Here is a 23,606-nt window from a genome sequence, read left to right as displayed (position 1 = left end):
CTCACTAAGTTATTGTTTCAGCATGGCTGGCGCAAGGCGCGCATAATTGGAGCGCCAGCTCACGCGGCGGTTCGGGCCGATACCCAAAACAGTCCGCAGCAAGCTGGCAAAAGCCAATCTAGCGCAACTGGCAGAGTGGAGTGACGTCGTGCCCGAGGCAGCGTCGTTGAAAGAGGTGTTCAAATAAAAAAAGCCGCCTGACCAAGGCGGCTTTCGTGCGGAGCAGGGCTGATCAGAGACCAGCGATCTGCGTATCCTCTACCGATTTCTCGGTTGCAGCGACTGGCGCTGCGGCTTTAGGCTGGGCTGCGGCCATTACCGGAGTAAAGGTTGGCACTTTCTTGCCTGTCGAAACCTGTTTCAGGCGGCTGTATTCCGCCAGAACACGGGCACCATAACCATCATCGTGAGCGAAAGCGGCAGCACCGACGTAGGTCTTCAGACCAGCTTCCACCGAACCGCCACGGGTTACGTAATCCTTCAGGATCAGCGAGCCGACGCGGATGTTGGCGACCGGGTTCAGTGCGGCTTGCAGGCCGCCCATTTCCTGGAACTTCTCGTGGTGCACCTTCGACATGACTTGCATCAGGCCTTGCGCGCCCATCGGGCTTTCAGCGAACGGGTTCAGGCCCGATTCAATCGCCATTACCGCCAGGATCAGCAGCGGATCGAGTTTGATCTCGCGCGCCGTCAGATAGGCGGTCGACACCAGCATATTGGTGGCGTCGCCCGCCACGCGGTAGCGCTTGGACAACCAGCTGGTTACCCATTTCTGCTGTTTTTCCGAACCCAGCAGGGCTTTGTCTTCAGCCGACAGCGGTTCACTGCTGGCGGTAGCCGTCGCGGTAGCGGCTGCTGGTGCTTCCATCAGGGCCGACAGCGGCGGCGCGATGACGGCTGGCACTTCGGCTTCCGGCGTGCGGTTCAGGCTGTCGCTGAGGGCTTTGGCCAGATCAGGACGGACAAACAGTACTGCCATCACTACTAAAGCGGTCACACCAACAATGGTCAGCGTGTGTTGGGCGGTGGTCAACACGCCCTTTGCCGAAATGCGCGTCGTGGAGAACCACGCGGCTGGCTGGCTAGCCATGGAACGGGCAAACGAAGTTGCACCGGTGAAGCTATTAATCATAAAGTTCCCCTGAAATGTCCGTAAAAGCAGGTCCCCGCCAGCGTCAAACGCAGCTAAACCAGGTAATGCTCATGCCGTGCATCAGAAATATTCGCTCTTCGCCGCTGGGAGCGTGCGATGGGAGCGCCATCATTGCTTGCTTGTTGCTGATCTCTCCAACGGGAGTCAACCAGAATGCAATACAACTACTTTCGGGGAGGAAGGCAGACGCCTTTTGAAAACACTCCTTAAAATGTCATGTGGAGCCCCGACTCCGTGAATGAATGAGTGCCGACTTTATGTCGTCCGCATGAGGTCCAGAGACCTGCTCTCTTCAAGTAGGGTGGATTGTATGAGGCGTTTTATATCAAGTCAATACTAACGACAACCGTCTTTATAACTTTTAAATCTAGAATTTTGCCTTGTGTTCGGTGGAAAACCAATAAAATCAACCACTTGACCTGTATTTTTAAACAGTACGCTTTAATGTAAGAAAATATTAAAAACCGATGAAATATTCCGACCTGCGAGATTTTATTTCTCAACTGCAAGGAATGGGTGAACTTAAACCCATTTTGACCCCTGTTTCGCCGCATTTAGAGATGACCGAGGTGTGCGACCGCACTTTGCGCGCCGGTGGACCGGCTTTGCTGTTCCAGAATCCGACCGGCCACACCATGCCGGTACTGGCCAATCTGTTCGGCACGCCGAAGCGCGTGGCGCTGGGCATGGGCGCCAGCGATGTCAGTGAACTGCGCAAGATCGGCCATGTGCTGTCGCGCCTGAAAGAGCCGGAGCCGCCGAAGGATTTCAAGGACCTGATGGGCCTGGGCTCGCTGGTCAAGGCTGTCTGGGATATGGCGCCGAAAGAACTGCGCGGCGCGAAGTGCCAGGAAATCGTGTGGGAAGGGGCCGATGTCGATTTGTCGAAATTGCCGATTCAGCACTGCTGGCCTGGCGACGTGGCGCCTTTGATTACCTGGGGACTGGTGATTACCAAAGGTCCTAATAAGAAGCGCCAGAATCTGGGCATCTACCGCCAGCAGGTGCTGGGTCCGAACAAGGTCATCATGCGCTGGCTGGCGCATCGCGGCGGCGCGCTGGACTTCCGCGAGCACGCCATACAGAGCAAGGGCAAACCGTATCCGGTGTGCGTCGCGCTGGGTGCCGATCCCGCTACTATATTAGGTGCGGTGACGCCGGTGCCGGATTCGCTGTCGGAATACCAGTTCGCCGGCCTGCTGCGCGGCAGCCGCACCGAGCTGGTCAAGGCCATCGGCAGCGAGCTGCGCGTGCCAGCCTCGGCCGAGATCGTGCTGGAAGGCCATATCTATCCTGATGAAAACCATCCGTCCGGCTACGAGCATGCGCTGGAAGGGCCGTATGGCGACCACACCGGTTATTACAATGAGCAGGACCAGTTCCCGGTATTCACCATCGACCGCATCACCATGCGCCGCGATCCGATCTATCACTCTACTTATACAGGCAAGCCGCCGGATGAGCCGGCCGTGCTGGGCCTGGCGCTGAACGAGGTATTTATCCCGCTGCTGCAAAAGCAGTTTAGCGAGATCACCGATTTCCATCTGCCGGCCGAAGGTTGCAGTTATCGCATGGCGGTGGTGCAGATCAAGAAGCAGTATGCTGGCCACGCCAAGCGCGTGATGTTCGGCGTATGGAGCTTCCTGCGCCAGTTCATGTACACCAAGTTCATCGTGGTGGTGGATGAGGATGTGAATATCCGCGACTGGAACGAGGTGATCTGGGCCATCACTACCCGCGTCGATCCGACCCGCGACACCACGCTGGTCGACAATACGCCGATCGATTACCTCGACTTCGCCTCGCCGGTCAGCGGCCTGGGCAGCAAGATGGGCATCGACGCCACCAATAAATGGCCGGGCGAAACCACGCGCGAGTGGGGCACGGTGATTACCATGTCGCCGGAGGTGAAAACGCGTGTCGATCAGATTTGGCAGGAATTGGGGCTGTAAGGTATAATGCAGTCTGGCGGGCCCCTGCGCATTGTGGCATGGTCAACCTGGTCAGGTCGGGAACGAAGCAGCCACAGCCGTTCACCATAAGTGCCGCAGATCAGGCTCGCCTCCTTATTCAAGAAAAAGCCATGTGCTCCGAAACGGATCACATGGCTTTTTTCATTCGCCGTCGAGTTCGGCTTCGTAAGGGGCGTTCGGACGCCGCCATCAGCGGATTTTCCTTCAGCCATGCGGCTTCCGGCTTCAGCTTGATCTGATTTTTGGCGTCGGTGTTATAGGTGGCGCCGCCGACCTTCAACTGGGCAGGGTGGGCGAACTTGAACACCACCAGCTTGACGCTGGGCGCAAACATGCTGAGCGCGCCGGCCATTGTCTTGATCGCCTGGTTCATCTGGCCCACGCTGCTCATTACCGGCGTGTAGTTCCACTGCACACCTTCCGGCAGTGGCGTGAGCACGTCGTAGTTGATGGCGGACTTTTCTTCTTTCGGCAGGCTGGTCATGATTTTGGTGTCGTCCGTCATCCATTTGGGATTCGGCGCCAGCGTCAGGCGAAACTCCGGCGACAGCGCCGGCAACGCTTGCCGCTCGCTGCCGTGAACCAGGGTCAGCACCACGCCGGACGGCTTGTAGCAGCGGAATCAGAGCGTATTTTTTCATTTTTTGCATGTTAAAAGAAAAACAAATTGTAGAGCGGAATGGTGGACTTACCTAATCCAGTCTCGACTTGTTACAATGGCCGCTTTGGCATCCGCTATCTACGGTAAAATCCCAGCATGTCCTATCAAGTCCTCGCCCGTAAATACCGCCCGAAGAACTTCGAAACCCTCGTCGGCCAGGAGCACGTGGTTCGCGCGCTGACGCATGCTTTGCATAGCGGCCGCCTGCATCACGCTTATCTGTTTACCGGCACGCGCGGGGTCGGCAAGACCACCTTGTCGCGGATTCTGGCCAAGTCGCTTAACTGCGTGGGCCCGGATGGCAATGGCGGCATTACCGCGACGCCGTGCGGCGTGTGCGAGGCGTGCACCGCTATCGATAGCGGCCGCTTTGTCGATTACATCGAGATGGATGCGGCATCCAACCGTGGCGTTGATGAAATGGCGCAGCTGCTGGAGCAGGCGGTCTACGCGCCGAGCAATGCGCGCTTCAAGGTCTATATGATCGATGAGGTGCACATGCTGACCAACCACGCCTTCAATTCGATGCTGAAGACGCTGGAGGAACCGCCGGAGCACGTCAAATTTATTTTGGCGACCACCGATCCGCAAAAGATTCCGGTGACGGTGCTGTCGCGCTGCTTGCAGTTCAATTTGAAGCAGATGCCGCCGGGCCACATCATCGGCCACCTGGAAAATATTCTGGGCCAGGAAGCGATTACCTTTGAACAGCCGGCGCTGCGTTTGCTGGCGGCTGGCGCGCATGGTTCGATGCGCGATGCGCTGTCGCTGACCGACCAGGCGATTGCCTATGCGGCCGGTGCGGTGACGCTGGATGCTGTGCAGGGCATGCTGGGTGCGCTGGACCAGTCTTATTTAATACGTCTGCTGGATGCGCTAGCCGCGCACGACGGTGCCGATCTGCTGGCGGTGGCCGACGAGATGGCGACGCGCAGCCTGTCGTATAACGGCGCTTTGCAGGATCTGGGTACCTTGCTGCACCGGATTGCGCTGGCGCAGACGGTGCCTGCCGCGTTGCCGGAGGATTTGCCTGAGTACGCTGATATCGTGCGCCTGGCGGCGGCGTTTGATGCGGAAGAGGTGCAGCTGTATTACCAGATCGCTGTGCACGGCCGCAATGAGCTGGGCCTGGCGCCGGATGAATATGCCGGTTTCTCGATGACGCTGCTACGGATGCTGGCCTTTCGTCCCGGCGTAGGCGGGGCAGAGGGACAACCAGCGGCAGCGCCTGCGGTATCGCGCCAGGCGGCGATGGCTTCGGCCCGCGCCGCAGCCGGCGCTTCGCCAGCCCGAGCGGCGGCGAATGTGCAAGCCAGCCACGCCAGCGTGGTGCCGCCGTCGGTGATCTCCGGCGCGGCCGCAATAGCGCGTAACAACGCGACGCCATCGGCGCCGGCAGCCGGGACGCCAATGGCGTCGCCAGCAGCATTGGCAACTGCGCCGTCTCCGGCAGCAGCGGCGTTGTCCGCCACCGCACCATCAGCAGTCGCCGCGCCATCGGCCGCGCCGCCATCGCCGCTTGCGGCAGCAGTGGCCGCCGCGAGCGCCGCATCACCTTCGGCTGCGCCTGCAATACCGGCTCCGGCGATGCCTGCTGCGGCACCTGCGGCTGTAGCGGCTGCGCCGAGCGCGCCACCGGCGCCATCTTCCGGAGCGCCGATCAGCACAGCCCGTGCAGCCATCAACGCCGCGCTGGAAGCTGCACGCGCTGCTTCCCGTCCGGGCGGCGCGCGTCCGGCCAGCAGCAGTCCGGCACCAGCCGCGCCTGTTTCCGCCGCTCACACGCCAGCCGCAGCGCAAGCCGCCGCCGCGCCACAAGCGCCTGCCGCAGCTGCTGCATCCGCGCCAAGTGCGCAGATGGCTGCGCCTGCACGACCTGCGCCATGGGAAGATATGCCGCCAGCCGCAGACGGTGGCGCCGCTGTTCTGGAAGCGCCTGTCCGCGTTGCTCAGCCACAGGCTGCGCCGCAACAGCTCGCTCCTGCACCGCAAGCCAAACAACAAGCTGCCGAGGACGATGACCTGCCACCGTGGGTCACCGAGTTCTCGGACGACAGCGCCATCGCCGCACCGTCCTCGCACCCGTACGCGCCAGCTCCGTCGGCCGCCCCATCGGCACACGCCGGGCAGCCGGATGACCCGCACGCGATCGCCATGCCGGCCCGCGCGGCGCCTGCACCAGCCAAGGCCCCTTATGCATACGTGGTCACCCCGGTGCCAGAACTGAACTGGGACGGCAACTGGCCGGCAGTCGCCGCCGCGCTGCCATTGCGTGGCACGGCCCAGCAACTGGCCATGCAAGCCGAGATGGTCCGCTGCGGCATTGAAGGCAACGCCGCTGTCTTCACCTTGCGCGTGCCGATCGAAACCTGGCGCACACCGGGCAATATCGAGAAGCTGACCAGCGCACTGAGCGAACGCTTCGGCCGCCCGGTACGTGTCGACAGCGAACTGGGCGCCGTCTGGTACACCGCCAGCGCCGAGGCGCATGCCTACCGCGAAGCCTGCCAGCGCGCGGCCGAACAGACCATCGCCAACGATCCTTTCGTGAACAGCATGATCCGCGAACTGGACGCCTGGGTTGTCCCAAGCTCCATCGTGCCGCCGCAATTTGGCGCGGCAGCGGCTGCCTGATCACTTCTTTAACCTCGCAACACGGAGAATTCCACCATGATGAAGAACCAACTCGCCGGCCTGATGAAACAAGCCCAGGCCATGCAGGACAACATGAAAAAAGCCCAGGAATCGCTGGCGCTGATCGAAGTCGAAGGCCAGTCCGGCGCCGGCCTGGTCAAAGTGGTCATGACCTGCAAGAACGACGTCAAGCGCGTGCAGATCGATCCATCGCTGCTGGCTGACGACAAAGACATGCTGGAAGACCTGGTGGCCGCCGCCTTCAACGACGCCGTGCGCAAAGCAGAAGCCACCGCCGCCGAAAAAATGGGCGGCCTGACCTCCGGCATGAATCTGCCAGCCGGCTTCAAGATGCCTTTCTAAGGCACCATGGCCAAGTCGCTGGAATTCCTGACGGAGGCGCTGCGCCGGCTGCCCGGCGTCGGACCGAAGTCGGCGCAGCGCATGGCCTTCCATCTGCTGCAGCATGACCGCGAAGGCGCCGACATGCTGTCGCGCGCCTTGCATCAGGCGGTCAGCGCCGTGCATCATTGCGCGATGTGCAATACCTTCACCGAAGAAGACGTGTGCGACACCTGCAGCGACGAGCAGCGCGACCGCCGCCTGCTGTGCGTGGTCGAGACGCCCGCGGATCAGCTGATGATCGAGCAGACGCTGACCTACAAGGGCCTGTACTTCGTGCTGATGGGGCGCTTGTCGCCGCTGGACGGCATCGGCCCGAAAGACATTCACCTGGAAAAGCTGGTGGCGCGCGCCGCCGACGGGCTGGTCACCGAAGTGGTGCTGGCCACCAATTTCACCAACGAAGGCGAGGCGACTGCGCACTACATCAGCGAGATGCTGAAGGCGCGCGGCCTGCGCGTCAGCCGCCTTGCGCGCGGCGTGCCGGTCGGCGGTGAGCTCGAATATGTAGATGCGGGCACCATAGCCCGCGCCATGCTGGATCGAAGGGCGACATGACCTCTCAAAACACTTCCGGCCCGCTGAAGGGCATCAAGGTACTGGAACTGGGCACGCTGATCGCGGGCCCTTTTTGTGCACGCATGCTGGCGGAGTTTGGCGCGGAAGTGATCAAGGTCGAGTCGCCCGATGGCGGCGATCCGATCCGCAAATGGCGGGTGCTGAAAGACGGCACCTCGCTGTGGTGGTCGGTGCAGTCGCGCAACAAGAAATCGCTGACCCTGAACATGAAGCATGCGCAAGGTCGCGAGATCGCGCGCAAGCTGGCGCTGGAAGCTGACATCATTATCGAGAATTACCGTCCCGGCGTGCTGGAGAAGTGGGAGCTTGGCTATGAGCAGCTGAAGGCCGTCGATCCCTCCACCATTATGGTGCGCCTGTCCGGTTTCGGTCAGACCGGGCCGATGAAGGATTTGCCGGGCTTCGGCGCCATCGGCGAATCGATGGGCGGCTTGCGCTATGTCTCCGGCCATGCGGACCGTCCGCCGGTGCGGGTGGGCGTGTCGATAGGCGATTCGGTGGCGGCGCTGCATGGCGTGATCGGCGCGATGATGGCTTTGCGCCACCGCGACGCCACCGGCGGCAAGCTGAAAGGTGAGGGGCAGATGGTGGACGTGGCCTTGTATGAGTCTGTGTTCAACCTGATGGAATCGCTGGTGCCGGAGTTCGATCACGCGGGCGTGGTGCGCGAGCGCACCGGCGGTTCGCTGCCTGGCATCGTGCCGTCCAATACCTACACCACCAAGGATGGCGAGAACATCGTCATCGCCGGCAATGGCGATGCGATCTTCAAGCGGCTGGTGCTGGCGATGGGGCGTATCGACCTGGCCGGCAATCCCGAGCTGGAGCGCAACGATGGCCGGGTCAAGCACACGCAGATGATCGACGCTGCGATCCAGGCCTGGTGCGGCACGCAAACCATAGCCAGCGCACTGGAGGTGCTGAAAGCGGCCGACGTCCCGGCCGGCAAAATCTACTCGGTGCGCGACATGATGAGCGATCCGCAATTCCTCGCACGGGACATGTTCGAGCAGCACCAGTTCGCCGACGGCACGCCGGTCAAGCTGCCCGCGATCTCACCGAAACTCTCCGCCACGCCGGGCCACACCAAATGGCTGGGCCCGACGCTGGGGCAGCATAACGACGAAGTCCTGCAATCCCTCGGCTACAGCGCCGAGGCCATCGCCGCGATGAAGCAGGATGGCGTGCTGTAAGGGCTAATCCGGGATCGTATGCAACACCTGGCGCTGATTGTGATCATGTCATCGCCAGCGCGGACTGGCTGGCAAGCATGCGGTTGATGGTGTCGGGTGTAGAAGGATGGCCGAGGTAATAGCCTTGGACCATGTCGCAACCGTATTGTTCCAATAGCCGCAGCTGGGCGTCGGTTTCGACGCCTTCGGCGACGACGGCCATTTTCAGGCCGTGCGCCATGGCGATGATGGCGCGGGTAATGGCGGCGTTTTCGGAATCCAGCGGCAGGCCGCTGATGAAGCTTTTGTCGATCTTCAGCGCACGCACGTCGAAGCGCTTCAGATAGTTCATCGACGAGTAGCCGGTGCCGAAGTCATCGATCGACAAGCGCACGCCGATGCCGCGCAGTTGTTCCAGCGTCACCATGGTTGCGCGGGCGTCGTCCATCAGCGTGCCTTCGGTCAGCTCCAGTTCCAGCAGCTCGGCCGCCAGGCCGGTGTCGTGCAGGGCTGACAGCACGATCTGCGTCAGGTTCTCATCCTTGAATTGTTTGGCGGAGAGATTCACCGCCACCCGCACCGGCGGCTTGTCCGGCGCCTGCCACGCTATCGCCTCCCGGCAGGCGGCGCGCAGCACCCATTCGCCAATCGGCACAATGAGGCCGGTTTCCTCTGCCAGCGGAATGAATTCTGTCGGTGAGATCACGCCGCGCTCGGGATGCCGCCAGCGCACCAGCGCTTCGCAGCCGGTGATGCGTGCGCTGGCGACATCGATCTGCGGCTGGTACAGCAAGTACAGCTCATCGTTTTGCAGCGCCTTGCGCAGTCCGACTTCCAGCTTGACGTGGCTCATGATTTGCATCGTCATCGACGCACTGTACAGCTTGGCGTTGTTCTTGCCGCAGTTCTTGGCGTGGTACATGGCGGTGTCGGCATACTTGAGCAGCGAGTTGCTATCTTCGCCGTCCTGCGGATACAGCGAGATGCCGATGCTGGCGGTGACGAAGATTTCATGCGGCTCCAGCATGAAAGGGCGCCGCATCGCCTCCTTGACGCGATGAGCGACGTTGAGCGCGTCTTCCACCCGTTCCAGATCGGGAATCAGGATGGTGAACTCGTCGCCCCCCAGCCGCGCCAGGTTGGTACCGGATTCGGTGCGCGATACCAGGTCGCCCGGCCGGGTAGTGTCGCGCAACCGCTCGGAGACGGCCTGCAACAGCTGGTCGCCCACATCGTGGCCCAGCGTGTCGTTGATGCGCTTGAACGCGTCCAGGTCCATGAACAGCACCGCAAATTTCTTGTTGGCCTTGCGCGAGCGCACCAGCTCGGCTTCCAGCGTTTCCAGGAAGGCCTGGCGGTTGGGGATGCCGGTCAGCGAATCGCAATAGGCGAGCCGGCGTATCTGTTCTTCGCTGCGCTTGCGTTCGCTGATATCACGCACCAGCCCCAGCACTTCGTCGGGCCCGGTAGCCACCAGGCGCGCCTCGAAATGCCGCATCGGCAGCGGTGACGGGCCGGGCGGCGGCAGTTCGTAATCCAGCGACTGGATGCGTTGCGTATCGAGCACGCTGCGCACCTGCGTCAACATATTGTTGGCGATATCAGGCGGCAGCACCTGGCTCAGGTGGCGGCCGACGCACAATTCGCTGGCGCAGACATTGCTGGCCTCGTTCCCTTGTTCGTAATCCAGATAGTAGCCATCCTTGTTCATGCGGAAGAAGGTATCCGGTATCGCCGCCAGCACGGCGCGATGCTGGGCGTCGGCGATGCGCAGGCGGCTGATGGCGTCGCTGGCACGCAGCACGTACAGCACCCGGTGACCGAGGATGGGCCAGTTGATCGGCTTGGAGACGAAATCCGTCGCGCCGGCCTCGTAGGCGCGGGTCACCGATTCCAGCTCGTCGCCGCCGGTGACCATGATGACCGGTACCGTGGCATGGGTTTCCAGTCTGCGGATTTCGCGGCATACGGTAAAGCCGTCCAGGCCCGGCATATCCACATCCAGCAGCACCAGGTCGGGCGACACGCTCTGGTAGCAGGCCAGCGCCTTGACACCGTCTTCGGCCTCGATGGCGTCCAGGCCGACCTGCGCCAGCATTTCCAGCATCAGCAGCCGCATGGTGGGATCGTCGTCTGCGACCAGCACCAGGCCGCGCTTGGGGGAAGTAGCCATGATCAGAATTCCTTTTCCAGTAATGCTCCCAACGCCTGCCGCGCGGCCTGGAAAGATCGTTCCATATCAGCCAGCAAGGCAGCGGCGCCGGCGGTGGTGTGGTTGCGTCCCAGCTGTTCGAGTTCCTTGCAGCGCTGCGCCAGTGCATGCGCGCCGACATTGGCGCTGCTGGATTTGAGACTGTGCGCAGCCTTGCGCATCTGGCCCGCATCCTCACTGGCGATGGCTTGCCGGATGGTGTGCAGATGGCGTGGCGTGTCGTCCAGAAAGGCTTGCAGCACACGCTCCAGCAGCGCGTCGCCATTGGCCGGGCTGAGCGCGCGGATATGCTCCAGGGCCTGTTGCTGGATGATGTCGTTGTCCGGTGGCGGCGCTTCCGTAGGCGCAGGCGCCACGCGTGGCAGGTTGATCCAGCGGGACAGCGTCTGTCCAAGCGCCTGCTGGGTGAAGGGTTTGCTCAGGTAGTCGTCCATGCCGGCGGCAAGGCAGGACTCGCGGTCGCCCTGCAGCGCGTTGGCGGTGATGGCGATGATCGGCAGGCTGCGCGCGCGGCCACGTTGCTGTTCGTGGCGGCGGATTTCACCGGTGGCGGCGAAGCCATCCATCACCGGCATCTGGCAATCCATCAGGATCAGGTCGAAGTCGTCGGCCTGTGCCGAGTGCAGCGCTTCCTCGCCGTTGCGGGCGCGGCTGACCTCCAGGCCGAGGCCTTCCAGCATGGCGCTGGCGACTTCCACATTGACCGGATTGTCCTCGGCCAGCAGCACTTTGCGGCGCTGGCGCGAGCGTGGACCGGGCGCGCCGCCGGTGCTGGGCGCGCTGACCGGCGGCGCGGCCGGGGCCAGCGCCGGCCGCGCATCACGCCCGCGCATCGGCGTTACCACGGCGTCGTACAGGTCGCATTCGCGCGCTGGCTTGATCAGCTGGAAGGCGACGCCAGCCTCGCGCTGCTGGACGTAGTCGGCGGCGTTGCGTTCGGTGCTCAGCAGCACCGTGCGCACCGGCGTTTGCGCGCTACGGATCGCGTCGCACAGCGCCAGGCCGGAGGTGCGCGGCTGTTCCATGTCGAGCAGCACCACATCATAGGCATGGCCGTCATTGGCCGCCCGTACCAGTTCGGGCAGTGCCTCGATCGCGCCGGCGCAGCTGCAAGCGATACCCCAGGACGCCAGTTGCCGCTCCAGCGCGGCACGGCTGGCGGGATGTTGATCGACAATCAAAGCGCGAATTCCTTGGGTGGCGGTAGAGGGGTCGTCAATATCGACGCGGCGTTTGTCAAAATTTACGGCAAACCAAAACACCGAGCCTTGAGTTAGCGCATGCTCGACGCCTATCGTGCCGCCCATCAGCTCTACCAGTTGTTTTGAGATCGCCAGGCCCAGTCCGGTGCCGCCGTGCTTGCGGGTGGTGGAACCATCGGCCTGCGAGAAGGAGTCGAAGATGCGCGCCCGCGCTTCAGCGGACACGCCGATGCCGGTATCGTGCACCTCGAAGCGCAGCGCCACCGCTTGCGCATCTTCGCGCGCCACCGCGACCTTGACGGTGATCTGGCCAGCATCGGTGAACTTGATGGCGTTGCCCAGCAAATTGAAGATGACTTGCCGTAGCCGGTTCGGATCGCCGCAAACGCTGAGTGGAATGTTGTGGGCAATGTCCAGTTCCAGCTGCAAGCCCCTGGCCTGGGCCTGTGGTGAAAACACGCTGTCGATATCATCGAGCAGGTCGCGGAAATTGAAGTGGATGTATTCCACCGTCAGCTTGCCCGCTTCGATCTTGGAGAAATCGAGGATGTCGTTGATGATCACCAGCAGATGCTCACCGGAGCGCTTGACCATGCTGGTGTAGTGGCGTTGCTGTTCGCTGAGGCGGGTGGCCAGCAGCAGCTCGGTCATGCCCAGCACCCCGTTCATGGGCGTGCGGATTTCATGGCTCATGGTGGCCAGGAAAGCACTCTTGGCCTGGCTGGCGGCTTCGGCGGCGTTTTTGGCTTTCTCCAGCTGCTCGGTGCGCACGCTGACCTGGCGCTCTAGTTGATCGCGGTATTCGGCCAGCGCGGCGTCGCGGCCTTCAACTTGGGCCAGCATATCGTTGAAGCTGTCGATCAGTGCGCCCAGTTCGTCGTCGCGCTGATGGGGGATGCGCGGCGTCGGCTGGCCACGGCTGACCTGCTGTGCCGCCCCGATCAGCTTGCCGACCGGCTCGGCGATGCTACCTTTGAAGCGCGCCGCCGTCAGCAGCGCCATCATGAACGTCAGCAGCGCAGCCGTAATGGCGGCGCCGAGGTTTTTCAGAATGTCCAGCCAAATTCCTGTTTGCGAGGCTTCGACCATCACCACGCCAGCAGGCGTGTCACCATCGCGCAGTACGCGCTGGATGCGCAGCGCTGGCGACCAGAACGGGCCGCTGCGATCAGCGTGCAGATCGGGCATAGCGGCTGCAAGCGCCAGTTGTTCCGGACTCAATTGGCCGGACGGCAGCCGTGGCGACAGGTAGCGCGCCAGCAGCTTGCCCCGGCTGTCATACAGCGCGGCTTGCAGGATGTCTTCTTCAAGCGCCAGCGTGGCGAGCGTGAGGCGTGCCTGCTCGACATCGGCGTACATCAGCGCGATCCGGCTATTGCTGCCAATGACACCAGCCAGCGCTGACAATTGCTGACGCTCATCTTCACTGCGGCTGTGCACGGAGGTGGCGGCAAACACCAGCAGCACCAGCAGCGCACTGCCAGTGGACAGTACGCACATGAGGGTGAGTTTCTGGCTCAGACCGGAACGTTCAAAGTGAAACATCGCGTGCGCCCATCCATAAATGCCAATAAGAAAAATATCTGCATCAGGCGAGCTCTACATTGATCTGCATCACATCGCGCACGTTTGCGCTGGCTCAAAGAAGGCGCCGATAAACGTTGCAAGCTAGGGGAATGAAACGCAAAAAAATCCTGTTTGTCGCCGAGGCAGTGACCTTGGCGCACCTTGGCCGTCCGCTGGCACTGGCGCAGACGCTGGACCGGCATCGCTACGAAGTGCACTTTGCCTGTGCGACCGGCTATGACGCCTTCCTGCAAGGCAGCGACCTTAGCCTGTGGAGCGTGCACAGCATCTCCAGCGCGCAATTCCTGGCGGCGCTGGCGAAAGGCCAGCCGGTGTATGACGACGCTACGCTGGCGCAATATGTGCTGGACGACCTGCGCCTGTTGCAGAAGGTGCGCCCGGACGTGGTGATCGGCGATTTTCGCCTGTCGCTATCGGTCAGCGCGCGCCACATGCAGGTGCCGTACGTGGCGTTGATCAATGCCTATTGGAGCCCCTATGTGGCGCAGCGCTATCGCGTGCCGGCGATTCCGCTGTCGCGCTGGCTGCCGGTTCCGCTGGCGCAGCGGCTGTTCAGTCTTGTGCGGCCGATGGCGTTTGCCTTGCACAGCCGGCCACTGAACCGCGTGCGGCGCAGCTACAGCCTGCCATCGCTGGGATGGGACCTGCGGCGCATCTATACGGACGCCGACTATGTGCTGTACACCGACACGCCCGAAATGTTCCGTGCACACGATTTGCCGCGCACGCATTCCTACCTCGGTCCTGTGACATGGTCGCCGCCGACGGCCTTGCCGTCGTGGTGGGACGCCTTGCCGCATGGGCGAGATATCGCCTACGTCACGCTGGGCAGCTCAGGGCAGGGCGCGTTGCTGCCGCTGGTGCTGCAAGCATTGGCCTCGCTGCCGCTGACTGTGATGGCCGCCACCGCCGGCGCCGGCGCGCCCGAACAGCTGCCGGAGAATGCGCGCGTCGCCAGCTACCTGCCCGGAGAACTGGCGGCGCGGCGCGCGCGGCTGGTGATCTGCAATGGCGGCAGCCCGACCAGCCAGCAGGCCCTGGCCGCAGGCGTTCCTGTGCTGGGCATCGCCGGCAATCTGGATCAATACCTGAATATGGATGGGGTGCTGCGCAGCGGCGCTGGAATACTGTTGCGCTCGGACCGGCTGACCGAGCAGCAGGTGCGCGATGCGGCGCTACGCCTGCTGTTGGAACCGGAACCGCGCGTGGCGGCGCAAGCGGTAGCGCAGCAGTTCGAACACTACGACGCCGGTGCGCGGCTGGAAGGGTTGCTGGCCCAGTTGCCCGGACCAGCCGTCTGACGATTACAGCTGCGCGCGCAGCTCCAGCGCAATAACGCGCGGCTTGGTGATGTAGACATACGGCGAACCGACCGCCGAACCCAGCGTGCTGACTGACACGTACTGCTTGTTGGTCAGGTTGTTGACCACAAGGCCAACGCCCCAGCGTCCGGACGGGGCCGACCAGCCCAGGCGCATATCGACCCGCTCGCGCGCCTTGCCGGCGCCGACTTCGCCGGTCTGCAGACAGGTGCCGGTCTGGCGTGTATCGGTGTTGCAGCGCTGTTCGCCCTTGTAGCCGTACATCAGGTTAAAGTCCGCATTGCCGTTCCATGCCGGCCATCTGGCGGCCACACCGGCCGAACCGCTGAGATAAGGCGCACCGGCCGGCTGGCCGCTGAGGTTGACGCCGGTTGGGGCGACATACGTGTCATAGGTCTGGTCCAGGTATTCCAGCGAGCCGCTCAGGCGCCAGATGCGGTTCAGCTTCCATTGCGCTTCCAGATCGACGCCGGTGGCACCCTGGTTGCTGCTGACGATCTGGTAGCTCGGGATGCCGCTGGTGGCGCTGGCTGGCACCAGGGTCAGGCTTTGCAGGTTGGTGTACTTGTAGTGGAACACCGAGGCCGCATAGTTCAGGCCGATTGAGCGCACGGCGCCTTTCATGCCCGCTTCCAGATTGGTGACCAGTTCTTCGTCGTACTGGCCGTTGACGCCGACGCCGTCGAAGCCGCCAGCCTGATAGCCTTTGCTCCATGACAGGTAGGCCATGTGATCAGGCGTCAGATGCTGGTCCAGCACCACGCGCGGGCTGAAATTGTCCCAGCTGCGCGACGAGGTGAAGGCCGCCTTGGACGAGCCAGGATTGGTGAACTGAATGTTATTGGCGGTCACGCCTTGCAGCAAGGCGGCTTGCTGCGCCGTCAGCAGCTTGGCGCCGACCAGCGTCGGGAAGAAGTTGGCTTTGTTGAGCGCGGCCAGCGTGGTGTCCAGGCCGGGCGCCACGCGCGCCGGGTTGTACCAACTGAAGGATTTCTGATCGTGGGTGTAGCGGCCGCCCAGTGTCAGATTGGTCTTGTCGGTGACATGCCAGATGGCGTCGCCATAGACGGCGTAGGCGCGGTATTCGCCTTTGTCGTAGATGGCTTCGGTCCACGGATTGCCCATCAGACTGACGCTTTGCAGCGCGGCGTTACCGGTCGCCTTGCCGAGGCCTTGCGCCAGTGCGGTCAGCGTCGCGTAGGGCGACAGGCCGGCGGCGCGGCTGATCAGCGTGTCCAGCGAGGTGGTGGTGGCGGACACGCTCTGAATCGACGTGGCGCGCTCGCGATAGGCGCTGACGCCGCTGACCCAGTCGATGGCGCCGCTCTGGCCACTCAGCTTGAATTCATGTTGCCAGGTGCTGTTCGATTCGACATTGCCGGTGGACAGATCGGTGGCCTTGTTGGCGCCGGCGTCATTGTCCTGCCAGTTCTGCGAATTGAAATGGCGATAGGCGGTGGTGCTGGTCAGCGTGGCGAACGACAGCGGCTTCTCCACGCGCAGCGTGACGCCGTCAAAGGTGCGGCCCTGCATATTCGGCTCGGCATCGTTGTTCAGCTGCGTGTTGAATGGATTGGTCCAGGTCGATGGGCCGGCGTAATTGATCTTGTTGCCGGTGACGGAAAATACCGCCGGGCCGCTGGCGCGCATCACCTCGTGCTCCCAGCTCAGCGTGGCGGACGCGGAGTCGCCTTGCCAGCGCAGCGCGGCGCGGAGGCCGCGGTCGCCTTCGTCGCCCATGCGCTTGCCGTTGTAGGCATTGCGTGCCCATCCGTCATATTCCTGGCTGATGGCGGAGATGCGCAGCGCGAGATTGTCGCTCAGCGGCGTGTTGTACAGCGCTTCCGCGTGGACGGTGTGCTGGCTGCCGACGCGCAGCAAGCCGTTGGCTTCCATCCGTTGCGTCGGCTCATTGGTGACCACCGAGATGGCGCCTGCTGCGGCGTTGCGGCCGAACAGCGTGCCTTGCGGGCCTTTCAGCACCTCGACGCGTTTGATGTCGTTAAAATTCAACAGCGAACCACCGGTCTTGCCGGCATAGACGCCGTCGATATACACGCCAACCGGCGAGTCGGTGCCGATGCCGAAGTCCTGCGTGCCAACGCCGCGCAGGAAGATCGACGGCCGCGTCGATTGTGAAGTGTCGATGGACAGGCCGGGGACGAAGGTATCCACATCGGCCAGGTTGCCATTGCCCATGTCCTTGAGCGAGGCGCCGGACAAGGTCTGCACGGCGATGGGCACGTTCTGCACCTGCTGGCTGCGGCTCTGGGCCGTCACGACGACCACTTGCTCGGTATCCTGCGCAAAACTGGCCGGTGCAGCCATGCTGGCCAGTGCCAGGGTGACTGCGCTGGCGCACAGGCGCAGGGGCAGACTTTGTTGAATCACACGCAAAGTTTTCTCCGGTTAGACGATTTAATCTCCATTTTGAGGTAAAAACGAGCTGTTAGCCAGAGGCAAAAAAAGCGGACAGGGCGCTGTTGCGCCGGGTCCGCTATGAAAAGCCCACTACGGCTGTTGCTGCGTTGCTGCGGTCAGGACTGCACTTTGCGGCGCGTGCCCAGCGCCAGACCCGCAAAACCCAGCCCGATCAGCGCCAGCGTGGCAGGCTCGGGAATGGTGGCGAAGCTTTGCGACGAGTCCACTTTGAGGAAGGGCACGGTGGTGGGCGTCGCGCCGTCCCACATCATGGTCGGGGTGAAGAAGGAGGGCACGTTGGTGGTGCCGGTGAATTTGTCGACAAAGATCGAGCCGGTGACGACGTCGAGGTAGTTGGGATCGACGTAATCGATCATGAAGCGCGAATCGAAGGAGCCGGTGCCGACCGCGCCGGAAGCGCTGAAGCTGGCTTCGTTGAACACCAGGTGGCCGGACAGGATCAGGATGCCGTCGCCATCGCCGCCAGCTCCGCAGCCGCTGGAGGTGGAGCCGGCGCCATAGCAGCGCACGGTATTGGCGCCGTTGCCCGGAATGGCGCGGCTGCCGTCGGTGATGTTATCCAGATAGATGGCCAGGTTTTGCACGCCGGCGCGCAGCGGATCGACATCCATCGCGGCTGACTGGGTGGCGGGCATGCCGAAGTTGACGGTGGTGGCGGTTTGCGCCGTCACCAGTTCCTGGAAGCGCACCACTTTGCTGATTTCAAAGGTGCTGTTCAGGCCGGCGGGCGTGACGATGGCGGGGATGTTGCTGTTTGACATAGTGCCAACCACCATTTGCGAGCGCAGCTCAGTCAGGTAGGGAGCGGAAGCGCCGGGGCCGACAATCGCGCCGGGAATGAAGCCGGTGGCGAGGCCGGTGTCGGTGACATTGGTCCACAGGTCGGCATAGGTGGTGTAGGTGCCGGTGCCGTTGGGATCAAAGCCCAGGGTGGGGCCGGCGCTGGCGGTCAGCGGCGCCAGCATGGTGGCGGCCAGCATGGCGACAGCCAGCGCGGAGTGGTAGGTTTTCATGTGTGCTCCTCAAAGGGTCCCGGGAATCGGGACCGTAAGCAGTGAAGAGCAAAAGCCTTGCCAGTGCGGTGAGATCCTTATAAATCAATGGCTTGCGATCAGGTAGGGCGCGGATTCCACGGCGTGTGTAAAGAAATCCGTCACGCTTGCGCCGAGGCAGCTTTGAGCCGCCGCGCCGGCACGCCGCCCCAGACTTCACCAGCGGCAATCTGCGTGTCCTTGGTGACCACTGAGCCGGCCGAGATAATCGCGTGGTCGCCGATGCACACGCCGGCCATCACCACCGCCTTGGCGCCGATGGTGACGGTGTTGCCGATGACGACGGCTTTAAGTTCAAGTCGTGCGCCTTCAATGACGTGGGCGAAGATCACCGCGTCGTGGCCGATGATGGTGTTGCTGCCGATGCGCGTCAGTGGCGGATCGAGTAGCGCGCCGGCGCTGTAGGTGTTGACGCCCAGCCGCGCGCCCAGCGCCAGGTAGATCAGGCGCTGCAATGGCACAGGAATGAAGTGGGTGCGTATCAGCGAATTGAACAGCAGCAGGTAGAACAGGATGTTGACGTTGGCGGCCAGCTCGTCACGCGAGTTTTCCGCCACCACGCCTTCGCGCAGCGGCAGCAGCAGCAGAAAACAGCGGTAGACCATGAAGGCGTATAGGTAGACCAGCAGCAGCGTCGCCGCCACCAGCGCGATCGCGCGGAACTCTCCCGGCGGCAGCACGCCCGACAGCAACGCAGCGCTGCCCGCACCCAGCAGCAGTATCAGCGCCAGCAGGCACAGAAAGACGATGATCTGGCCGGGCTTGATGGCGCGCATGCTGTTCGCCTCACTGCGCCGCCATCAGCAGCTCGTGCAGCGGCCGGCGCAGCGAACGGGATTCCGCTGCCGCGCCTGCGCCGATGCGGCCCATGAACACAGCCGCGTCCCAGTCCTCCGCGCCGACCAGCGCCGCGCCCTGGCGCGACAACGCGGCGGCGCGCTGCTGCATGCCTGGCGTGCTGGAGAAGATGCGGTTCTCGCGCACATAGCGGGCAAAGATCAGCGGCGTCAGCTCGGGTTGCAGTTGCAGCTCCTGCATGGTGGCAGTCAGCCAGAAACGCTGCATGGCGCGGCCGGCGGCGATGTAATCGTCGATGCGCTGTGGGCGGTGTTCGGCGACCAGCACAAAATGCGCGGCGCAGGCCAGTGCCGGGATCAGATCCATTTGCAGGCGCGGCGCCAGCGTGCCAGCCAGCCAGGTGTTGAAGAACTGCACGCGGCGCCAGTCCTGCATCACCCAGCGCATCAGCCTGGTGGTCAGCGCGTCTGCGCCCAGCGCCTGATCGGGGATGCGGTCCTCGCTGTAGCGCGCATCCCATTCGATAATGGAGGTGTGTACTTGATGCGCTTCCGGCATGGTCAGGCGCAGCTTGGCGTTGCGGAACATCAGCCTGGCGGCGGCCACACGCTGGCCGCCTTCCAGCCAATGCACGCGGTAACCGGGCGGTAGCGCCAGCGACAGCGCGGACTTTTCGCTGGCCGTTAGCGGGCGACGGCTCAGTGCGCGCCGCTGCACGCTGCGGCGCAGGATGGCGTCTGCCAGCGGATCGGCGGGCATGCCAGGCGAGGGCGTCAGCGTGATGCTGACGGTGGGGCGGTTGTCCGGCGTATCGGTGTGGCGCATGCTGCGCAGCTCCAGCTGGAAGGTGCTGGCGGCGATGGCCATGGTTTCCAGCAGCGCGCCGATCGACATCTGGCTGGGATGGCCGTCGAGGTCGTAGACGCAATGCTCGCGCGTGTCGTGGCCGTGCACTACCAGCCGGTGTTCGTCCAGCACTTCAAAGCGCCATGGCTGCGTGTTGTCGCCGCTGGGCGCCCAGCGCGCCAGGTCGAGTATCTGCTCCATTGTGCTCATGTATTGCCTCCGGGCCGGCGTCGTCGCGCCAGCATCATGGCCAGCCGTTGCAGCGGATGGCGGTTGCCGCCGGGGCGCCAGGTGCGCACCAGCTTGTTGCGGAAGGCGTCGAACTGATAGCCCCAGGGCGCGCCGCGCACATCGCCGCGTTGCAGCAGGATTTTCAGTGCCTCGGTGGCCGCCGCGCCGGCGCACAGTTCGCAGCCCATGATGGTCGACGGGCCGCGCCGCTCCTTCAAATTGATGGCCGACGGATCGACCAGATAGCCGCCGTGCAGCCCGGCCGGTGCCAGGCCGACCAGCAGCCGCAGGGCTTTCTCATCGTCCGATTGGCCAGCCCAGCCGAAGTATTCTTCAAACGTCATCTGGCCGGGCAGGAAGTTCAGCAGCGCCGTGCCCATGCCCAGCGGCGCTGCGGTGATCGCCGGAATATTCAGCCGCGCGCAGGAGGCAAACACCGCCTGGCGCGCCTCGAAGGCGAAGAAGTCCAGTCCGTCCACATACAAGTCTACACCGTTGAAGAAGTCGGCCAGCTCGGCGCTGCCGACACCGTTGGGAAAACGCCGCAGCGTCAGTTCCGGATTGATATCCAGCGCCATCTCGGCCAGCACATCGACCTTGGGCCGGCCCAGCGAGGACATGGTGGCGCCGACCTGGCGGTTGAAGTTGGCGATGTCAAACGTGTCGAAGTCGGCGAGATGAAAAGAACCGATGCCCAGCCGCGCCAGCGTCAGCAGGTGCACGCCGCCAACCCCGCCCATGCCGGCAATCGCAACCCGCTTGCCGCGCAAGGCAGCCTGTTCAGCAGCGGTAACCCAGCCCAGATTGCGGGCGTATGCTTGTTGATAGTTGTAGCTCATGCCGGTTAGATGCATGGGCACCCCGCAAAGTTCCCTCTGGTCGAAAAAAAACCGGCTCACTGGGAGCCGGTCTTGATTTAGCAGCAACCGCCGCGCTTGCCTGCGCCGCCGTAGCGGGCCTCCTGGCGTTCGCGGAAGAATTCCTCGTAGGTCATGTAAGGCTCGCCGGGATGCGTGGTTTCCCGATGGGTGACATAGGTATCGTAGTCGGGCAGGCCCATCATCAGGCGCACGCTCTGCCCGAGATAACGGCCGGCCTTGGCGATATCGCCCAACATCATTGCACCTTGGCGGTGGACAGCACCAGCGGGCTTTCCTTGACGGTCGGCTTGCTGTTGGCGCGTGCGGTCATGATGGTGCGGGCGCCGAAGATCAGCACGCTCAGCACGACGATCACAAAGAAGCCGGCCAGCGAGGCGTCCAGGTAATCGTTGAAGATCACCTGCTGCATCTGCGCGATCGATTTGGCTGGCGCCAGTATCTTGCCTTCATCCAGCGCGGCCTGGTACTTGGCGGCGTGGGCCAGGAAGCCAATCTTCGGATTAGCGTCGAAGATTTTCTGCCAGCCGGCGGTCAGCGTGCACAGCAGCAGCCAGATGGTTGGCACGATGGTGACCCAGGCGTATTGGCCGCGCTTCATCTTGAACAGCACGCAGGTGCCGAGGATCAGCGCAATCGCCGCCAGCATCTGGTTGGCGATGCCGAACAGCGGCCACAGGGTGTTGATGCCGCCCAGTGGATCGACCACGCCCTGGTACAGGAAGTAGCCCCAGGCCGCAACGCACAGGCCGGTTGCGACCAGATTGGCGAAGGTGTTATCGGTTTTCTTCAGCGATGGCGCAAACGTGCCCAGCAGGTCTTGCAGCATGAAGCGGCCGGCGCGCGTGCCGGCATCGACGGCGGTCAGAATGAACAGCGCCTCGAACAGGATGGCGAAGTGATACCAGAAGGCCATCATCTCGCGGCCGCCCAGCACGTTGGACAGGATGTGGGCCATGCCCACTGCCAGCGTTGGTGCACCACCGGCGCGGGAAATGATGCTGTGTTCGCCCACATCCTTGGCGGTCTGGATCAGCATGTCGGGGGTGATGTAGAAGCCCATCTGCGACACCGCTTGGGCTGCCGACTCAGCGGTACTGCCGAGCAGCGCGGCTGGCGAGTTCATCGCGAAGTAAATGCCAGGATCGATGGTCGAGGCGGCTACCAGCGCCATGATGGCAACAAAGGATTCCATCAGCATCGCGCCATAGCCGATGAAGCGGGCATGGCTTTCGTTCTCGATCATCTTCGGCGTGGTGCCGGACGAAATCAGCGCGTGGAAGCCGGACACGGCGCCGCAGGCGATGGTGATAAACAGGAAGGGGAACAGCGAGCCCGACCATACCGGACCGGTGCCATCCACAAACTTGGTGAAGGCCGGCATTTGCAGCTGTGGTGCAACGATGATGATGCCCAGCGCCAGGCCGACGATGGTGCCGATCTTCAGGAAGGTCGACAGGTAATCGCGCGGCGCCAGCAGCAGCCACACCGGCAGTACGGAAGCGATGAAGCCGTAGCCGATCAGCATCCAGGTCAGTTCGGTGCCGGTGAAAGTGAACATCGGCGCCAGCGCCGGATTCTCCTGCACCCATTGGCCACCGAAAATGGCCGCCATCAGCAGGATAAAGCCGATGATCGACACCTCGCCGACGCGGCCGACGCGGATAAAGCGCGAATAAACCCCCATAAACAGCGCGATCGGGATGGTGGCCATCACGGTGAAGCTGCCCCAAGGCGAGCCGGTCAGCGCCTTCACCACGATCAGCGCCAGCACCGCCAGGATGATGACCATGATCATGAAGGTGCCCAGCAGCGCGATATTGCCGGGAATCGGGCCCAGCTCGGACTTGATCAGGTCGCCCAGCGAGCGGCCGTCGCGGCGCATCGAAATGAACAGCACGATAAAGTCCTGCACGGCGCCGGCAAACACCACGCCAGCCAAGATCCACAGCATGCCCGGCAGATAGCCCATCTGCGCGGCCAGCACCGGGCCGACCAGCGGGCCGGCGCCGGCGATGGCGGCGAAGTGGTGGCCGAACAGCACATTCTTATTGGTCGGTACATAGTCGAGCCCGTCGTTGAGGCGGGCGGCCGGCGTCATGCGGCGCGGGTCCAGGCCCAGCACCTTGTCGGCGATATACAGGCTGTAGAAGCGGTAGGCGATCAGGTAAATGCAGACGGCGGCGATGACGATCCAGATCGCGCTGATCGATTCGCCGCGGTGCAGGGCGACCACGCCCAGCGCGGCTGCGCCGAACAAGGCCAGGGCAGCCCACCCCAGCTTGCTGGCCAGGGTATTTGGTGCAGTATTCATGCTTCCTCCAAGGTTGTCTTTTTTAGTCCGGGGTCAGTTCTGCCAAACGTACACGAGCTCGTGTACGTTTGGCAGAACGGACCCCGGACTAACTTATGTCTAGTATTCAGCAAATGAATAACAGGATCAAGCGCAGCACTACGCAAGC

General features: G+C 63.0%; 17 protein-coding genes and 1 other RNA gene. 7 read left to right on the top strand and 11 right to left on the bottom strand.

Features of this window, described 5'->3' with window-relative positions:
* Positions 1-232 precede the first annotated feature (232 nt).
* Positions 233-1,132: a lytic transglycosylase domain-containing protein gene (locus KW842_RS24650; protein WP_218306772.1), complete on the bottom strand. Its 900-nt coding sequence runs from the start codon at positions 1,130-1,132 to the stop codon at positions 233-235.
* A 488-nt stretch (positions 1,133-1,620) separates the two neighbouring features.
* On the opposite strand from KW842_RS24650, the gene ubiD reads away from it, so the two are divergent.
* Positions 1,621-3,105: a 4-hydroxy-3-polyprenylbenzoate decarboxylase gene (ubiD, locus tag KW842_RS24645; RefSeq protein WP_218306771.1), complete on the top strand. Its 1,485-nt coding sequence runs from the start codon at positions 1,621-1,623 to the stop codon at positions 3,103-3,105.
* 15 nt (positions 3,106-3,120) lie between these two features.
* Positions 3,121-3,219: signal recognition particle sRNA small type (gene ffs, locus KW842_RS24640), an RNA gene on the top strand.
* Positions 3,220-3,253: 34 nt separating this feature from the next.
* Here the strand turns inward: ffs and KW842_RS24635 are convergent.
* Positions 3,254-3,724: a hypothetical protein gene (locus tag KW842_RS24635; RefSeq protein ID WP_218306770.1), complete on the bottom strand. Its 471-nt coding sequence runs from the start codon at positions 3,722-3,724 to the stop codon at positions 3,254-3,256.
* Positions 3,725-3,883: 159 nt separating this feature from the next.
* Between KW842_RS24635 and dnaX the strand changes: the two genes are divergently transcribed.
* From dnaX to KW842_RS24615, 4 genes are read left to right on the top strand one after another with little or no spacing between them, the layout of a single operon-like run.
* Positions 3,884-6,421 (top strand): DNA polymerase III subunit gamma/tau, encoded by a 2,538-nt coding sequence (gene dnaX, locus KW842_RS24630; RefSeq protein ID WP_218306769.1) that lies wholly within the window; start codon positions 3,884-3,886, stop codon positions 6,419-6,421.
* A 36-nt stretch (positions 6,422-6,457) separates the two neighbouring features.
* Entirely contained in the window at positions 6,458-6,784 is a 327-nt protein-coding gene (locus KW842_RS24625; RefSeq protein WP_090191704.1) for a YbaB/EbfC family nucleoid-associated protein, read from the top strand.
* Positions 6,785-6,790: 6 nt separating this feature from the next.
* Positions 6,791-7,381, top strand: coding sequence for a recombination mediator RecR (recR, locus tag KW842_RS24620; RefSeq protein WP_218306768.1), 591 nt, complete (start codon positions 6,791-6,793; stop codon positions 7,379-7,381).
* Entirely contained in the window at positions 7,378-8,595 is a 1,218-nt protein-coding gene (locus KW842_RS24615) for a CaiB/BaiF CoA-transferase family protein (RefSeq protein ID WP_218306767.1), read from the top strand. The genes recR and KW842_RS24615 overlap by 4 nt, the downstream gene beginning before the upstream one ends.
* A 43-nt stretch (positions 8,596-8,638) precedes the next feature.
* On the opposite strand, the gene KW842_RS24610 is transcribed toward KW842_RS24615, so the two are convergent.
* The gene (locus tag KW842_RS24610; RefSeq protein WP_218306766.1) at positions 8,639-10,747 is read right to left on the bottom strand and encodes a bifunctional diguanylate cyclase/phosphodiesterase; all 2,109 of its coding nucleotides are present in this window, start codon (positions 10,745-10,747) and stop codon (positions 8,639-8,641) included.
* A gap of 2 nt (positions 10,748-10,749) precedes the next feature.
* On the bottom strand, positions 10,750-13,533 hold the full coding sequence (locus KW842_RS24605; protein WP_218306765.1) for a response regulator: 2,784 nt from the start codon (positions 13,531-13,533) through the stop codon (positions 10,750-10,752).
* Between the two features lie 131 nt (positions 13,534-13,664).
* Between KW842_RS24605 and KW842_RS24600 the strand changes: the two genes are divergently transcribed.
* On the top strand, positions 13,665-14,876 hold the full coding sequence (locus KW842_RS24600) for a glycosyltransferase (RefSeq protein WP_218306764.1): 1,212 nt from the start codon (positions 13,665-13,667) through the stop codon (positions 14,874-14,876).
* A gap of 3 nt (positions 14,877-14,879) precedes the next feature.
* Here the strand turns inward: KW842_RS24600 and KW842_RS24595 are convergent, their stop codons facing one another.
* The 7 genes from KW842_RS24595 to KW842_RS24565 all read right to left on the bottom strand — a co-directional run bounded on the left by KW842_RS24595 (position 14,880) and on the right by KW842_RS24565 (position 23,458).
* On the bottom strand, positions 14,880-17,288 hold the full coding sequence (locus KW842_RS24595) for a TonB-dependent receptor (RefSeq protein ID WP_373925237.1): 2,409 nt from the start codon (positions 17,286-17,288) through the stop codon (positions 14,880-14,882).
* Between the two features lie 146 nt (positions 17,289-17,434).
* Positions 17,435-18,352 (bottom strand): PEP-CTERM sorting domain-containing protein, encoded by a 918-nt coding sequence (locus KW842_RS24590; protein ID WP_218306762.1) that lies wholly within the window; start codon positions 18,350-18,352, stop codon positions 17,435-17,437.
* Positions 18,353-18,492: 140 nt separating this feature from the next.
* Positions 18,493-19,167 (bottom strand): DapH/DapD/GlmU-related protein, encoded by a 675-nt coding sequence (locus tag KW842_RS24585; RefSeq protein ID WP_218306761.1) that lies wholly within the window; start codon positions 19,165-19,167, stop codon positions 18,493-18,495.
* Between the two features lie 10 nt (positions 19,168-19,177).
* A complete protein-coding gene (locus KW842_RS24580) occupies positions 19,178-20,245 on the bottom strand; it encodes a nitroreductase family protein (protein ID WP_218306760.1) in 1,068 nt (355 codons plus the stop codon).
* Positions 20,242-21,120 (bottom strand): ThiF family adenylyltransferase, encoded by an 879-nt coding sequence (locus KW842_RS24575; RefSeq protein ID WP_229223884.1) that lies wholly within the window; start codon positions 21,118-21,120, stop codon positions 20,242-20,244. The genes KW842_RS24580 and KW842_RS24575 overlap by 4 nt, the downstream gene beginning before the upstream one ends.
* Before the next feature lie 62 nt (positions 21,121-21,182).
* A complete protein-coding gene (locus tag KW842_RS24570; protein ID WP_218306841.1) occupies positions 21,183-21,383 on the bottom strand; it encodes a YbdD/YjiX family protein in 201 nt (66 codons plus the stop codon).
* Positions 21,383-23,458: a carbon starvation CstA family protein gene (locus tag KW842_RS24565; RefSeq protein ID WP_218306759.1), complete on the bottom strand. Its 2,076-nt coding sequence runs from the start codon at positions 23,456-23,458 to the stop codon at positions 21,383-21,385. The genes KW842_RS24570 and KW842_RS24565 overlap by 1 nt, the downstream gene beginning before the upstream one ends.
* Positions 23,459-23,606 lie beyond the last annotated feature (148 nt).

This window comes from Duganella sp. sic0402 (genome assembly GCF_019219065.1).
In the GTDB taxonomy this organism is placed as follows: Bacteria; Pseudomonadota; Gammaproteobacteria; order Burkholderiales; family Burkholderiaceae_D; genus Rugamonas.
This window is presented reverse-complemented; position numbering and strand designations above follow the sequence as displayed.